Origin of the sequence: Thiorhodococcus minor (genome assembly GCF_010820565.1) — a bacterium.
Lineage (GTDB): Bacteria > Pseudomonadota > Gammaproteobacteria > Chromatiales > Chromatiaceae > Thiorhodococcus > Thiorhodococcus minor.
On the sequence record NZ_JAAIJQ010000074.1, the window covers coordinates 15,736 to 28,791 of the forward strand.

Sequence of the window (13,056 nt, forward strand, 5' to 3'; positions counted from 1 at the left end):
CACCTTGCCTCAACGCCCGACACGTCCTTCGAGCTCGCGGACTCTTGCCTTGAGTGCCTCGATCTCCGAGCTCCCCGCCGGGGGCGTGCCATAGACGCCTGATGGAGCCGCTGGCGCAGCAATAGGTGGTGCCATGCCTGGCGCTGGGGTCCCCGGGTATCCTGGCATTGCAGGCTGAGTGGGACCGGAAGGGCCGCCATATCCGCGCTGAGGGCCATAGACGCCTGGGCCTGGATACCCCATGGGAGCGCCATAGCCGGTCGGTCCACCATAGGCTCCCGGCATGTTGTAGCCGCCCGGCCCTCCCTGCCCGTAGGGCATGCCGGACCAGCCGGGCATGCCATAGCCGCCGGGAGCGCCATAGCCCGGCCCATCCCAGCCGCGCCCCCGGTCAGCTTGGCGGTCGCCATCCATCCATTTGGACGGATTCATCATGTTGCCCATGTCGAAGGCTAGGCCGTTCTGCGCGATTCCGATGAGACTGGCGCCCACCAGCGCCGCGACGATTGGGCGCGAATTCAAGTGATTTCTCATGTCTGCTCCTCGTTCGTTGATTGAATGGTCGATAGTCAGGGAATTGCTCATCCAACGAGCAAGCGCCTTCGAAAGGCGAAACCCACATCAGGCCAAAGTGGATTAAGCGCGCGGGCCCTCGGAGCCGCATCCATGGATTGTCAAGCCGATGCCTCTGAATACTGAATCGGGGTGATCAGCCGTTCGCCTGCAGCAATCGGGTGCAGCGCGCTTGATATGTCGATCCGAAGGCATGCAGGTCCGCGACGGGGCAGCGGTCCGCCCGGTAAGCACCATGATCGCCCTCGCGGATGACAGATCAGTTGGCATCGATCATCGATTGGCCCGACCTCCCGCTGAGGGTGGACAAGCGCAGCGCAGTCCACCAGGGCCGGCGCGGGGTTCGGTGGACTTCGCTCTCGCTCGTCCACCCTACCGGCCCAACTCACGATCAAGGCTCTTAACTGCGGCGTCGGCACCGAGGAGTGATTGAGCGAAGGTCCGGTGGTGTCTGGCCGAATGGCGTTCTATATGCCTCCGGCTGCGATGCATCAGGTGAGCACGCGCTGCAAGCGCGAAAATTCCGCGAAAACCACTTCATTCGGTGGTTGCCGGCTTACGCGACGCGGCGGGGCGGTACTGGGTCCGGCCGGTGCGTGCTTTCCAGCCGATCGAATTGCGCAGATTGAATTCTTCGGCACAGGCCTCGGCAAAAGCGGTCACCTCTTCAACTGTCCCCCGATGGTATCCGACGATCGGCGTTTGCCCACCTGCGAGCACGTAGCGTAGCCAAGGCTCACCTGGGGTGCTGGTCGGCATGGCGGTCACCTCCACCGAAACGACCGTATAGACGTAGCGCCCCGAGCCCTCCCGCGGCTGCCCGCCCGGGGAGCGAGGGGCGGCGGGCTCGGCTAAGGGCTTCGTCTCTGTCGGCCATTCGGAAACTTGCATCGCGCGGATGACTGCGCCTTTGAGCACGTGTCCGTCGAGTCCCGAAATTGCACTTGCAGCTGCCTCGATGTCGAAATCGATATATCCAACCCGCTGAAACCGAAAACCTGGGTCGCCCGGGAGCAGCCGAACACGGTGAACCTTGCCGTAGACGGCAAAGAGCTGCTGAATCTCGGTTTCGCTCGTTTGGTCAGGGAGGTGTGACACGCGAATCGTTACCGTTGGACTCTTCGTCGTCGAGCGTGTTGAAACCATGGGAGTAAGTCCTGATCGAGGGTTCCATTAGGGGACGACAGAAAACGAGGCCTTCAGTCATCAGATCCACCAGTAGTCTGGACGAGCGAGAGTGAAGTCCACCGAGCTTCACGCGGGCGTTGGTGGACTGGGCTGCGCTTCTTCAGTCGACAAGAGCCGACTGGCGGAAACGATGATCGAGGCCGAAAACGCTTAACCGGGAGGGTGGCGCGTGAATAGCTGGTAGTCAGGATCCACGCCTACATGAGGGATATGGGGGCGAAAATGCGTACATCCAGGGTATGGCTTGCATGCACTGGTGAGAATGCTCTTCGGGGCCTCCTCTCTGGTTTGGGCTTTGGTCGTCGGCCGGTCGAGCGTCTAGGCCATCCGAAGCTCCTTGCGCTGGACTCCGTGGCCGCATCCCGCTAGCCCCAGCGGCCCGCGACGCAACGCTGTAGCGTCGCAACCTGCTCCCACGACGGAGCGTGGGAGCCAGAAGACTGGTCTCTGAATTTGGGCCTTGATCATAGGCCGGCTCAGCGTCCACCCCATCCGCTGGGTGTCGATGCAGCAGTGACCGCTGACGGCATCATTCGACCCGCGCGCGACGGACTCCGACTGACGCGGGCGGCCAACCGTTTGTCGCACCCTCGAGCTTGATGGGTGCGACCTGTTCGGTGAGGTTGGCCGGGGCGACCTGGGCGACGGCGATCCGTATCAAATCTTGAAGCGATCGACCCTGGTCTGGAGGTCCGCAGCCAACTGGGCGAGGGCCTCGCTGGAGGCGACCAGCTCGTTGGCGCCGCGTGCCGAGCTGTCGACCGATTGGGCGATGGTCGACACGTTGCGGTCGATCTCGGCCGCTACGGCGCTCTGCTCCTCGGCGGCACTGGCGATCTGGGTGTTCATGTCGTCGATGCGGCCGATCATGTCGTTGATCACGTTGAGTGACTCCCCGGCGCGTCCGGCTTGCCCGACGGTCTCGGAAGAGAGCGAGCGCCCATTGGTCATGACCGTCACGGCGTTGTTGGCGCCGCCCTGCAGTCGCTCGATCATGGCCTGGATCTCCTTGGTCGAGTCCTGCGTGCGCGACGCCAGGCTGCGCACCTCGTCGGCAACCACGGCGAAACCGCGCCCTTGCTCGCCGGCCCGGGCGGCCTCGATGGCGGCGTTCAGTGCCAGCAAGTTGGTCTGCTCGGCAATGCCGCGGATGACCTCCAGCACGGTGCCGATCGCATCGCTGTCGCTTTCCAGGCGCTGAATGACCTCTGCCGCCCGCTCGATCTCCGTGTCCAGACGCTGGATGACAGCGATGGTCTCCTTGACCACATCCGCGCCTTGGCTGGTCTCGGTGCGGGCATCGCGGGCGGCTTGGGCCGCGTCGTTGGCGTGGCTCGCCACTTCTTGGACCGTCGCGGTCATCTCGTTCATAGCCGTGGCGACCTGATCGGTCTCCAGGTGCTGGCGCTGCACCTCTTGGCCCATGCTGCCGCTGGACATGGAGAGCTGCTCCGCGGCGGCGCTCAGCTGGCTGCTCGCGCCGCCGACCTCCTTGACCAGCTCCTGGATCTTTTCGACGAAGGCATTGAAGCCGGTCGCGAGCATGGCGACCTCGTCCTTGCCGTGCACCGGCAGGCGCTGGGTCAGGTCGCCGTCGCCGCTGGCGATGTCTTGCAGGGCGGCGGCCACGCCGACCAAGGGCTTGGAGATGCCGCGGCTGAGCAGCACCATGAGGCCGATCAGCAGGGCCAGCCCCAGCGCGCCGATCAAGAGGATCCGACCGATGATGGCATTTGATGCCGCGAGGACCTTGTCGACGGGCAGCGCCATACCGAAGCCCCAATGCTGGCCGGTATCGCCGAGCGCGAAAGATTCGGTGACGATAAGCGACTCACCTCCCATCATTGGTGTCTGTCGGCGGTTGACGTAGGACTCGCCGCGCTCGAGGGCGGCGAGGAGCTCCTCGATCTTGTCGCCGTGGATTTCGCGCTCCGTGTCGCGGGCATTCTTGCCGACGCGGCTTGGATCCGGATGGGCGACGATCTCGCCCGAAGCGGTAAACAACGCGGAAACCCCATTGAAAGGCCGGATCTGGCTAACCTTCTCCTGGAGGCCCGCGCTCAGGAGGTCGATTCCCACAACCCCGACAACACGCCCGGCCTCCTTAATGGGAGCCGAGATGGTCGTGAGAAGCTCCTCCTTGCCCTGGATCTCGTAGACATAGGGATCCAGGATCTGCGGGCTGCCCATCTCACGGGTTTTGAGATAGAAGTCGCCGGCGCCGGGCGTCGCATAGTTCTCGACAGGGGTCAGCTTCAGGGTTTGACCGTCGCGATACCAATAGGGCACGAATCGTCCAGTTGCGTCATGACCCTCAGTGCCGGCGTAGAAGGCGTCCTGGCCGTCGAAGGCATCCGGCTCCCATACCATCCAGACCCCCAACAGATCCGGTCGATCTTTCAAGAACTGCGCAAGGATGGCGTTGAAGTAGCTTCGCCGCTCGCCGGCCGGAAACTGGTTGCGCGTATCGGCGAGGCTCGCCAGCGTCTTCGCCCCTGACAACGGGCCGAGCAGGCGGTCCGCGACCCGTTCCCCCTCTGCCTGCGCCAGCAGCTGCGTGCGCGCAACCGCGTCCTCGATGGCCCCGGTGTGAACCAGATCGCGAATGACCAGAGTCATCGCCAAGACCACCACGACGGTCAGGGGCGCGAGCGTCAGCAGGAGCTTCTGCATCATGGATAGGCGTGTGAGCATGTCGGGCCCTCTGGCTTTTGCACCTGCTCCGGTGGCGCGGTTGTGCGTAACACGCCCTTTATAGCCTGCGAAGCCGCGATGAGTCGGAGAACGCAATCACAAAGCACCTGGGCCGCGGCTTGGCGCACCGAGAATTCTGATCTGCCTTGGCCGCGAGGGATTGCGGACATGGAGGAGGGCGGGCTCGCGGCCGAGATCGGCGGGCGGTTGACGGCATGCGGTTTGCCGATCTTGGGCTTGTCCCGGTTCGATCTGGGGAAATGGGAGAGCCTGCTGCGGCGTCCTCGAGGTTGTCCATTCTGCCGATGCCCCGCACTTCCTTCTCAGCTCGCCCATTCTTCCCAACCGATCCAGGTCCGCAGCGTCGTCACCCGATGATCAGAACCTACTCCAGGCGCCTCTTGTCACCCTTCGTCGGCGTTGTCCAGATCGCGGAGATGCAGCGCGCACGGGCATTGAGCCTGGATGGCCGGAACTGGGAGATCCAGTGCGCGAGCGTCAGCGAGGCGAGCTTTCGCCTGCAGAATCCAGGCGTCGATCCCAAGCTGCGCTTCTTTCTGGTCGCGACCCTGGAGAGCGGCGAGCTGAAGATCAGAGGCCGGCACCCCCTGGTGAAGTCGGATGCCGTACGCGAGGCCATCGCTCAGCTCCAGGCGGTCGTGTCCGCCGCGCGGCTGCCGTTCGAGCCCGCGGACGACAGCGAATACTGGCTGCTCGATCGCGCCGACGACGCCCCCCTCGCGCTGTTGCACACCTGTATCGTTCCGGAAGAGCGCGACCTGGCGCCGCGAGATCCGTCTTGGATCGCCATGTCGGCGTCACAGCTCGCCGTGGCCGATGCGGCCCGGCCTGACGGATCCTATGTGCCTCCCGTGAACTATCGACTCGAGCGCGCCGTCGAGAAGCGCGCCGGGGCCCGGCCACGGGCGCGGTGGATGCGGCGTGAGGATGAGGGTGGTGCGCCTGGGGTCTTGCCCCCCTGCCTGTTGCGCGCGGACTGGTCGAGCGAGGAGCAGCAAGACCTCTATCAGCGCTATATGCATCGGCTCGCGCCGAGGCTGCTGATGCTGCATGGCCTGCCGCGCGAGACACGGCGGCACTTGGAGCTCGCGGCCTGCGATCACGCGCTCGATGTCGCGCGTTTCCATGCCGTCTATCCGGAGGTCATCGACGATGGCCTGATCAAGGTTGCCAGGGTCGAGGCCGAGCTGCGCAAAAGGCGCTTGTGAGACGGGGCCTCATCGGCCTCGGACAAGCTGTCTTGGCTCGCCATCGCCTTGGTCCCCGCTCGTCCCGGCACGGGTGAGCCGTCAGCCGATCTTTCCTTAAAGGCGCGTTCTCCTTCGTTCCTGTCGCGACAAATTGAGTTTATGGCCGCATATGTCGCGAAACTGATGACCGAGGTCATCTGGTTGGGTCATACTGGTGTTGTGTAGAGCTGCCTGGAGTATCTAGTATGCTCGGCGGTGCTCTACATGAGCACTCGATAATGCACTAAAAATCCAAGCAGTATTTTCTTGCAGGACAGAGTATCCCCCGAGAGATCGAAAACGTCTCATGAGCTCGTGGGCGGCAGGACGCGCTACGGCGGGCAGATGCGTTGACGTGAGCCGACTCAGGCGCTTCGCGATGCCCCGAAGGAGCTGATCGAATGCTTGTCTGGCGGAAGATCAGCGTGAGACGTGCAAGTTCGGGCTTCAGGGTCGTGTCATTTTCGAGCGCTTCGGGGGGCTCGATATTGCCGGGTCGTCCATGGCCCGGGCGGGAATCGCCATCCGGGGCCTTTCCCTTAGCCGTACGGTGATCCATAACGGAGGTCAGCTCTCATGATTGCCAATCCATTCGCAGAGCTTTCGGCTCTCATCTCGCCTGCTGTGATGCAGGCCTACGTCGTTTTGATGGTCCTCTTGGTCATCGGCGGCACCCTGCTCGATATCAGGCACAAGAAGAGTGCAAAGTATTTCTTCGAAAAAGGACAGTCGCTCAAGAAGCTCGCCAAGCACGAAGTCGGCGGCGGAAAGAAGATCGGCATCGCCGTCAGCACCGTTGCGAACGAGGTCTTGGCCTCCGGCGAGTTCGAGAACCCGGATCGACGCATCTCTCACCTCTTCATCATGTACGGCTTCATCGTCTTCGTGGTGAGCACGGCCATTCTGATTTTCGGCCTGCCGGCTGCGGAAGGTGAGACTTCCGGCTTCGTGTCCTTGCTCTGGCACCTCGGCGCCCTCTCCGTATGTATCGGGGGCTACTGGTTCTGGTTCAAGATCCGCGTCGATGTGCGCTCCGAAGGCCATCAATGGTACGACGTGCATCTGTCCGATCTCTTCATCGTCTCCCTGTTGCTGACCACCACCTTTGCGCTGGTCTGGTCTTTGCTTGGCTCGATGCTTGCATTCGTCGTCTTCATTGCTGCGGCGACCACGCTGTTCAGCACTGTCTTCTGGTCGAAATTCGCTCACATGTTCTTCAAGCCCGCCGCTGCCTTCCAGAAGAAGGTCGCCAAGGCGGACGGCTCCATGGACAAGCTGCCCGAGCTGCCCGAGCTGACGGATCCCGTCGTGAAGCAGCGTTATCCGGACATCCCCGAATACATGGGCGATGCGCCTCCTTACATGGGGCTTGGTATCAAGCGCGAAACTCCGACCCACTACTGATCTCGATTCGCTGAATCGAGTCACGACGAGGACTAGAAGATGCCGACTTTCGTCTATATGACCCGCTGCGACGGTTGTGGACAGTGCGTTGATATCTGCCCTTCGGACATCATGCACATCGATACCACTGTGCGGCGTGCCTACAACATTGAGCCGAACATGTGCTGGGAGTGCTACTCCTGCGTCAAAGCCTGCCCGCACAACGCGATCGACGTCCGCGGCTATGCCGACTTTGCGCCACTCGGCCACTCCGTGCGCGTGCGCCGCGACGAGGAGAAGGGTGTCATCGCCTGGCGGATCATCTTCCGCAACGGCGAGAAAGACATGAATCTGCTCGCGCCCATCACCACCAAGCCCTGGGGCCAGCACATCCCCAAGCTCGCGGATGCGAGCGCTCCCGACCAGGAGATGCGTGACAGCCAGCTGTTGTTCAACGAGCCCAAGTACATCCGCCTCGATGATGGCGACATTCACACGCTCGAGTCCAACGGCCTGAAGATGAAAGAAGGGGTGTACTACTGATGGCTTACAAGACAATCATCGAAGACGGTATCGACATCCTCGTCGCGGGCGCTGGCCTGGGCGGTACGGGAGCCGCCTTCGAGGCCCGCTACTGGGGAAAAGATAAGAAGATCGTCATCGCCGAGAAGGCCAACATCGACCGCTCCGGCGCCGTTGCTCAGGGCCTGTACGCCATCAACTGCTACATGGGCACCCGTTTCGGCGAGAACAATCCGGAAGACCATGTGCGTTACGCGCGGATCGACTTGATGGGCATGGTTCGTGAGGACCTGCTGTTCGATATGGCCCGCCACGTCGACTCGGCCGTGCACCAGTTCGAGGAATGGGGCCTGCCGTTGATGCGCAACCCGAAGACGGGCACCTATCAGCGTGAGGGGCGCTGGCAGATCATGATTCACGGCGAGTCCTACAAGCCGATCGTGGCGGAAGCCGCGAAGAAATCGGCCGACAAGGTCTTCAACCGCGTCTGCGTCACCCACCTGCTGATGGACGAGAGCAAGCCGAACCGGGTCGCCGGTGCCGTCGGCTTCAACGTGCGGACTGGCAACTACCACGTCTTCCAGTCCAAGGCGGTCGTCGTCGCTGCAGGCGGTGCCTCCAACATCTACAAGCCGCGCTCCGTCGGTGAGGGTGCGGGTCGCGTCTGGTATGCGCCCTGGTCCTCCGGGTCGGCCTATGGCCTGCTGATTACCGCCGGCGCCAAGATGACTCAGATGGAGAACCGCATCGTCCTGGCGCGCTTCAAGGACGGCTATGGTCCGGTCGGCGCCTACTTCTTGCACCTCAAGACCTACACGCAAAACTGCAACGGCGAGGAGTACGAGTCCAAGTGGTGGCCGCAGTTGCAGGAGATGGTCGGCAAGGAATATCTGGATCCGGAGGCGTCGCACAGAACCCACCGGCCGATTCCGACCTGTCTGCGTAACCATGCGCTGATCAACGAGGTCAATGCCGGCCGCGGTCCGATCCACATGGTGACCATGGAGGCCTTCCAGGATCCCCATCTCGAAGAGATCGGCTGGCACAACTTCCTCGGCATGACCGTCGGACAGGCCGTGCTCTGGGCGGCCACGGACGTGGATCCCAAGAACGAGAACCCGGAGCTGACCACCTCCGAGCCTTACGTCATGGGCTCCCACGCGACCGGCTGCGGCGCCTGGTGCTCGGGTCCCGAGGACATCTCCCCGCCAGAGTATTTCTGGGGCTACAACCGCATGACCACGGTCGAAGGTCTGTTCGGTGCCGGTGACGCTGTCGGCGGCACCCCGCACGCCTTCTCGTCCGGCTCCTTCACAGAGGGTCGTCTCGCGGCAAAGGCTGCCTGCAAATACATCGACGATGGCAAGGCCGAAGGCATCCGTGTCTCCGAGGAGCAGATCAGCCGTCGCAAGGAAGAGATCTACAAGCCGATGGAGCATTACAGGATCTATCGGAACGAGATCACGGCCGGCTCGGTCAACCCGAACTACATCAACCCGCGTCAGGGCCTGGATCGTCTGCAGAAGCTGATGGACGAGTACGCCGGCGGCGTGACGGTCAGCTACATGACCAACGAGAAGCTGCTCAACATCGGCCTGAAGAAGATGAAGATCCTGGAAGAGGATCTGGAGAAGCTGGCCGCGGAGAACATCCACGAGCTGCTGCGGGCATGGGAGCTGAAGCACCGCCACCTCACCTCCGAGGCGGTCATGCAGCACACCCTGTTCCGTGAGGAAACGCGCTGGCCGGGCTACTACTACCGTGGCGACAAGATGAAGGTGGACGACGAGAATTGGCATGTGCTGACCGTGTCGCGTCGTGACCCAGAGACGGGTGAGTACACCATGGAGAAGGCGCCCTTGTATCACCTTGTCGAGGCGTAGGACCAAGCTCCTCTGAAGGCGCGGGCCCTCGGCGCAGCCGGGGGCCCCGCCGTTTTCGGGATTGCAGGTGTTTCCAGCCGCCAGCCTCCAGGTCAGCGGTGAATCCATGACAGGGCGCCCTCTTCACCGATCGGTCGCCGACCTTGCGGCGCGGGGCTCGGGAGATTTCGCGCCTGCGCGGCCGGCTTCGTGATCGCGACTCAATGACAGCATAATGATGCTGTCAGCTGGTAGCGCTCTAGGTTGATGTGAAATGAACATTATCGACAAGACTGACGAAGAGATCCTCGAGATCGCGCATCCCATGTGGGATGACCTCGTCAAGTATTCGAACAAGGGTCAGTACGGCAAGTTCATCAAGATGTTCTCTTACGACTTGCTGCTTGGCCTGAATGAGGTTGAGGTGGGCAAGCAGTTCGCTCACAGCGAGCTGGCCCGGAACCTGGTCGAGGAAAGGGACTTTCTAGGACTGATCAGGCGCGGCGAGCACGTAACTGTGCTCTACCGAGTCCGCTGCAAGACGCGCGAGGGCGAGTGGCTGGGAAGAATGGTCCTCGGCTACGAGCGCGGAGAGGTGCGCATCTTCGCCGCATCCATTTTCTGATCCAAGAATCATGGCTATGCAAGAGACCATCAGAGACAACAAGTTTGTCGAGCTGACCTATCAGGTCGTGGATCAGAAGACCGGAGACGTTCTGACGACTGTCGAGTTTCCCCTAGGCTATGTCCACGGCCGTAACGATGTCCTATCCCCGCAGGTCATGGCGGAGCTTCACGGCAAAGCGCCCGGAGATCGCATCTCGGTCCCAATCGACTGCACCGAGCTCTATGGCGCGCGAGACGAGTCCCTGGTCATCACCGATGCTATCGAAAACGTGCCCGAGGAATATCGGGAAGTCGGCATGCGGATCGTGATGGAGAACGACAAGGGTGACACCAAGAGCTTCCTCGTCACCCGAATGGACGACAAGACGCTGACCATCGATGGAAATCATCCGCTCTGCGGCAGAATGGTCGTGTTCGAGCTGGAGGTCCTGAGCGTGCGCGATGCGACGGAAGAAGAGATCATCGCGGGCGGCAAGCTGGAAAAAGGACCAGACATCGGTAACGTCCCGACCAGACCCATCTAAGCCTGCTCCCCTTCGATTGGACGGGCTCGATCTTGAGCATCATTTCGGCCGGCTCCCTCTCGTAGGCTGGACAAGCGCAGCGCAGTCCACCAATGCCGGCCATGAATGCAGGCTCGTTCGAATTCCCTTTCTCAAACCCCAAAGATCGCGTTATGAGTAGTCCAGATCCAAGCTCACAGACTGCGGACGAGTGTCGCTTTTGCGTGTCCAAGCCGGGTAGGCAGCTGATGATCGAGAGCGAGCACGGATTTGCCGCATATGATCGTCACCCGGCGAGCCCGGGGCACTTTCTCGTCATCCCATACCGACACTTTGCGAGCTACTTCGACATCAACGATGATGAGCTGGTCGACCTCTGGGGGCTCGTGGCCCGTGGAAAGAAACTGGTCGATGAGGAGTTTCATCCGGACGGATACAACATCGGGATCAACGTCGGCCACTGGGCCGGCCAGTCTATTCACCACCTGCACATCCATGTGATCCCTCGGTACGAGGGCGACGTCGAAAACCCAAAGGGTGGTGTACGTAGCGTGATTCCCCACAAGAAGCTCTACAACGTCGCCCCCGGTTGAGGCGCTTCTAGATTCGGGCGTCGATCATCGCTTGGCTCGGCGTCCCGCTGCAAGCTGGACAAGCGCAGCGCAGGCCACCAAGGCTGGCGCGGGATTCGGTGGACTGTGCTCTCGCTCGTCCACCCTAGGGGGCCAGCTGACGATCAAGGCCCAACAATCAATGCTTGCTAGGAGTGAAACAGCTTCTGCATGGCGCCGTAGACCTGCTCATAGGTGTAGGAGTTCTCACCCCAATGAATGAGCTGGTCCTCACCTTCGCGGAATGTCAGATAGGGATGCACTTCCATACCGTCAACCTCGATCCCTGATAGATCGTCGATGACGCCGGCGATGCTCAATGCGATGCTCGCTGTGAGGTCTTCTAGCTTTTCTTGCTCGACCTCGGCTTCCTGGAGCTTGATCTTGATCCGTTCAACGATATCCGCGATGAATATCGCTTGCAGGTCGTTGAATTTCTCGCTGTCCAAAGTGAGTTTCATTGCCGATACCCTATTGATCTACCGATGCGAATCGATGCTTTCGCCTGGGGGCGAAGGTCGATGTCCGCGCCGCGCCGCGCCGCGCCTGGAGGCCTCGATCGTCAGTTGGACCCTTAGGGTGGACGAGCGAGAGTGAAGTCCACCGAATCCCGCGCCTGCGTTGGTGGACTGCGCTGCGCTTGTCCAACCTACAGCCGGAGGTTGGGCCAATCGATGATCGACGCCCGCCTGGAGCCAATCCTGTGGAGTTTACCACTGCAATGGGGAGCTGTGATCAGGCGGTCATCTGAGCGAGCGCGGCTCAAGCTGGTGCGGGGTCTCGGAGGGGGAATGAGAAGAGGTTAGAGGCGTGTTGGAAAAGCCGCTGTCCGCATGGCGCTGGGGCGGTGACTTCCAGTATCCGCGTCGACCGACAGAAAGCGGCCACGCGAGCGCTCGACGCCCACGCGGTCGCGTACCTTCAGGGGCGCTTCGGCGTCTCGTAGGGGACTTCTTTCTGGAACTTGTCCCAAAGGACGTCGTAGCCCACGTAGCCCTTTTCATTGGGCTGCTTCTGACGCGTCACGATAAAGCGGCTGTGGCCGTCTGGAACCTTGGGTCGCGATTTTGCTTGTTCACTCATAAGGCACCTTTATATGTGGTGGATAAACGTAGCTTTAGCTACTATGGGAGAACGCCGTAAGAAGCTATCGTGGCCGAGCGACCCTGTCAAGCACTGCGGATCCAAGGTTCCTCAGCCGATATTCGTGAATCTATCGAGTGGCTCTATTCACTAGCCGAGATCATTGCCGAATTACGTTCGTTTTAATGAGCGTAGTCGGCGATTTTTCAGTGCTTCACGAATGAGCTCTTGTGATTCGCGGTGAGCTTTGCGCGATGATCGCTTGGGCCTTGAGTCGGAGAACATGCGGCAGCGATGGCTTACGCTTCTATTCGGCCATCGGTCTCGACCGCGAGCCGGCTGTTGCCGCGGATCAGGCGTCGCTCATCGGACTTGGTCGCCAGTTGGGCGGGTAGGGTGGACGAGCGAGAGCGAAGTCCACCGAATCCCCCGCCGGCGTTGGTGGACTGCGCTGCGCTTGCCCAAACTGGGAGAAAACTGACGGATGCTCAAGGTCTCGGAGCACATGAGCGCCCGGAGCAGGATCTGCAATCGCCTCCAAGTGACCGCAAAGGGCGTCTGGCGCTTTGCGATCCGTCCCTTCTCGGGATGACGTTGGGATCCACAACGCGAACATGGGTCCGAGGATCCCTGTTTCCTGCTGCGGCGATGCGTGGCACGGCTTCTAGAAGAGCGCGACCTGGCCGCTGATGCCGTTCTGCGTCTGGCTGCTGCTATTGATGTTGAAGCCGCCGGTCGCGCCGCTCTGATCGACCGCGAC

The 13,056-nt window shown here is 61.6% G+C and carries 12 protein-coding genes; 7 read left to right on the forward strand and 5 right to left on the reverse strand.

All coding sequences use genetic code 11. The annotated features are described in order from the left end of the window. Positions 1 to 9: 9 nt before the first annotated feature. The 3 genes from G3446_RS19810 to G3446_RS19820 all read right to left on the reverse strand — a co-directional run bounded on the left by G3446_RS19810 (position 10) and on the right by G3446_RS19820 (position 4,455). Complete coding sequence (locus tag G3446_RS19810) at positions 10 to 522, reverse strand: hypothetical protein (protein ID WP_164454634.1); 513 nt, start codon at positions 520 to 522, stop codon at positions 10 to 12. A 588-nt stretch (positions 523 to 1,110) separates the two neighbouring features. Continuing rightward, entirely contained in the window at positions 1,111 to 1,719 is a 609-nt protein-coding gene (locus G3446_RS19815) for an RNA recognition motif domain-containing protein (RefSeq protein ID WP_164454635.1), read from the reverse strand. Positions 1,720 to 2,418: 699 nt separating this feature from the next. After that, positions 2,419 to 4,455 carry a methyl-accepting chemotaxis protein gene (locus tag G3446_RS19820; protein ID WP_164454636.1) on the reverse strand — a complete coding sequence of 679 codons (2,037 nt, stop codon included), beginning with the start codon at positions 4,453 to 4,455 and terminating at the stop codon, positions 2,419 to 2,421. A 374-nt stretch (positions 4,456 to 4,829) separates the two neighbouring features. Between G3446_RS19820 and G3446_RS19825 the strand changes: the two genes are divergently transcribed. The 7 genes from G3446_RS19825 to G3446_RS19855 all read left to right on the forward strand — a co-directional run bounded on the left by G3446_RS19825 (position 4,830) and on the right by G3446_RS19855 (position 11,195). Continuing rightward, positions 4,830 to 5,684, forward strand: a complete 855-nt coding sequence (locus G3446_RS19825; protein WP_164454637.1) for a hypothetical protein — start codon at positions 4,830 to 4,832, stop codon at positions 5,682 to 5,684. Between the two features lie 597 nt (positions 5,685 to 6,281). Then, positions 6,282 to 7,109: an adenylyl-sulfate reductase gene (locus G3446_RS19830; RefSeq protein ID WP_164454638.1), complete on the forward strand. Its 828-nt coding sequence runs from the start codon at positions 6,282 to 6,284 to the stop codon at positions 7,107 to 7,109. A 39-nt stretch (positions 7,110 to 7,148) separates the two neighbouring features. Next, complete coding sequence (gene aprB, locus G3446_RS19835; RefSeq protein ID WP_164454639.1) at positions 7,149 to 7,631, forward strand: adenylyl-sulfate reductase subunit beta; 483 nt, start codon at positions 7,149 to 7,151, stop codon at positions 7,629 to 7,631. Continuing rightward, entirely contained in the window at positions 7,631 to 9,493 is a 1,863-nt protein-coding gene (aprA, locus tag G3446_RS19840; protein WP_164454640.1) for an adenylyl-sulfate reductase subunit alpha, read from the forward strand. Before aprB ends, aprA begins: the two co-directional genes overlap by 1 nt. 253 nt (positions 9,494 to 9,746) lie before the next feature. Next, positions 9,747 to 10,097 carry a hypothetical protein gene (locus G3446_RS19845; protein WP_164454641.1) on the forward strand — a complete coding sequence of 117 codons (351 nt, stop codon included), beginning with the start codon at positions 9,747 to 9,749 and terminating at the stop codon, positions 10,095 to 10,097. A 16-nt stretch (positions 10,098 to 10,113) separates the two neighbouring features. Next, positions 10,114 to 10,623 carry an FKBP-type peptidyl-prolyl cis-trans isomerase gene (locus tag G3446_RS19850; RefSeq protein ID WP_164454646.1) on the forward strand — a complete coding sequence of 170 codons (510 nt, stop codon included), beginning with the start codon at positions 10,114 to 10,116 and terminating at the stop codon, positions 10,621 to 10,623. A gap of 152 nt (positions 10,624 to 10,775) precedes the next feature. Next, the gene (locus tag G3446_RS19855) at positions 10,776 to 11,195 is read left to right on the forward strand and encodes an HIT family protein (protein WP_164454642.1); all 420 of its coding nucleotides are present in this window, start codon (positions 10,776 to 10,778) and stop codon (positions 11,193 to 11,195) included. A 167-nt stretch (positions 11,196 to 11,362) separates the two neighbouring features. On the opposite strand, the gene G3446_RS19860 is transcribed toward G3446_RS19855, so the two are convergent. After that, positions 11,363 to 11,674, reverse strand: coding sequence for a hypothetical protein (locus G3446_RS19860; RefSeq protein WP_164454643.1), 312 nt, complete (start codon positions 11,672 to 11,674; stop codon positions 11,363 to 11,365). Between the two features lie 460 nt (positions 11,675 to 12,134). Continuing rightward, positions 12,135 to 12,296 carry a hypothetical protein gene (locus G3446_RS27485; RefSeq protein WP_167757095.1) on the reverse strand — a complete coding sequence of 54 codons (162 nt, stop codon included), beginning with the start codon at positions 12,294 to 12,296 and terminating at the stop codon, positions 12,135 to 12,137. Positions 12,297 to 13,056: the final 760 nt, after the last annotated feature.

Bases quoted from the DNA above. Each gene is read 5' to 3' on its own strand.
- G3446_RS19815 (WP_164454635.1), bottom strand. From the start codon at position 1,719: ATGGTTTCAACACGCTCGACGACGAAGAGTCCAACGGTAACGATTCGC.
- G3446_RS19820 (WP_164454636.1), bottom strand. From the start codon at position 4,455: ATGCTCACACGCCTATCCATGATGCAGAAGCTCCTGCTGACGCTCGCG.
- G3446_RS19825 (WP_164454637.1), top strand. From the start codon at position 4,830: ATGATCAGAACCTACTCCAGGCGCCTCTTGTCACCCTTCGTCGGCGTT.
- G3446_RS19830 (WP_164454638.1), top strand. From the start codon at position 6,282: ATGATTGCCAATCCATTCGCAGAGCTTTCGGCTCTCATCTCGCCTGCT.
- aprB (WP_164454639.1), top strand. From the start codon at position 7,149: ATGCCGACTTTCGTCTATATGACCCGCTGCGACGGTTGTGGACAGTGC.
- aprA (WP_164454640.1), top strand. From the start codon at position 7,631: ATGGCTTACAAGACAATCATCGAAGACGGTATCGACATCCTCGTCGCG.
- G3446_RS19845 (WP_164454641.1), top strand. From the start codon at position 9,747: ATGAACATTATCGACAAGACTGACGAAGAGATCCTCGAGATCGCGCAT.
- G3446_RS19850 (WP_164454646.1), top strand. From the start codon at position 10,114: ATGCAAGAGACCATCAGAGACAACAAGTTTGTCGAGCTGACCTATCAG.
- G3446_RS19855 (WP_164454642.1), top strand. From the start codon at position 10,776: ATGAGTAGTCCAGATCCAAGCTCACAGACTGCGGACGAGTGTCGCTTT.
- G3446_RS19860 (WP_164454643.1), bottom strand. From the start codon at position 11,674: ATGAAACTCACTTTGGACAGCGAGAAATTCAACGACCTGCAAGCGATA.
- G3446_RS27485 (WP_167757095.1), bottom strand. From the start codon at position 12,296: ATGAGTGAACAAGCAAAATCGCGACCCAAGGTTCCAGACGGCCACAGC.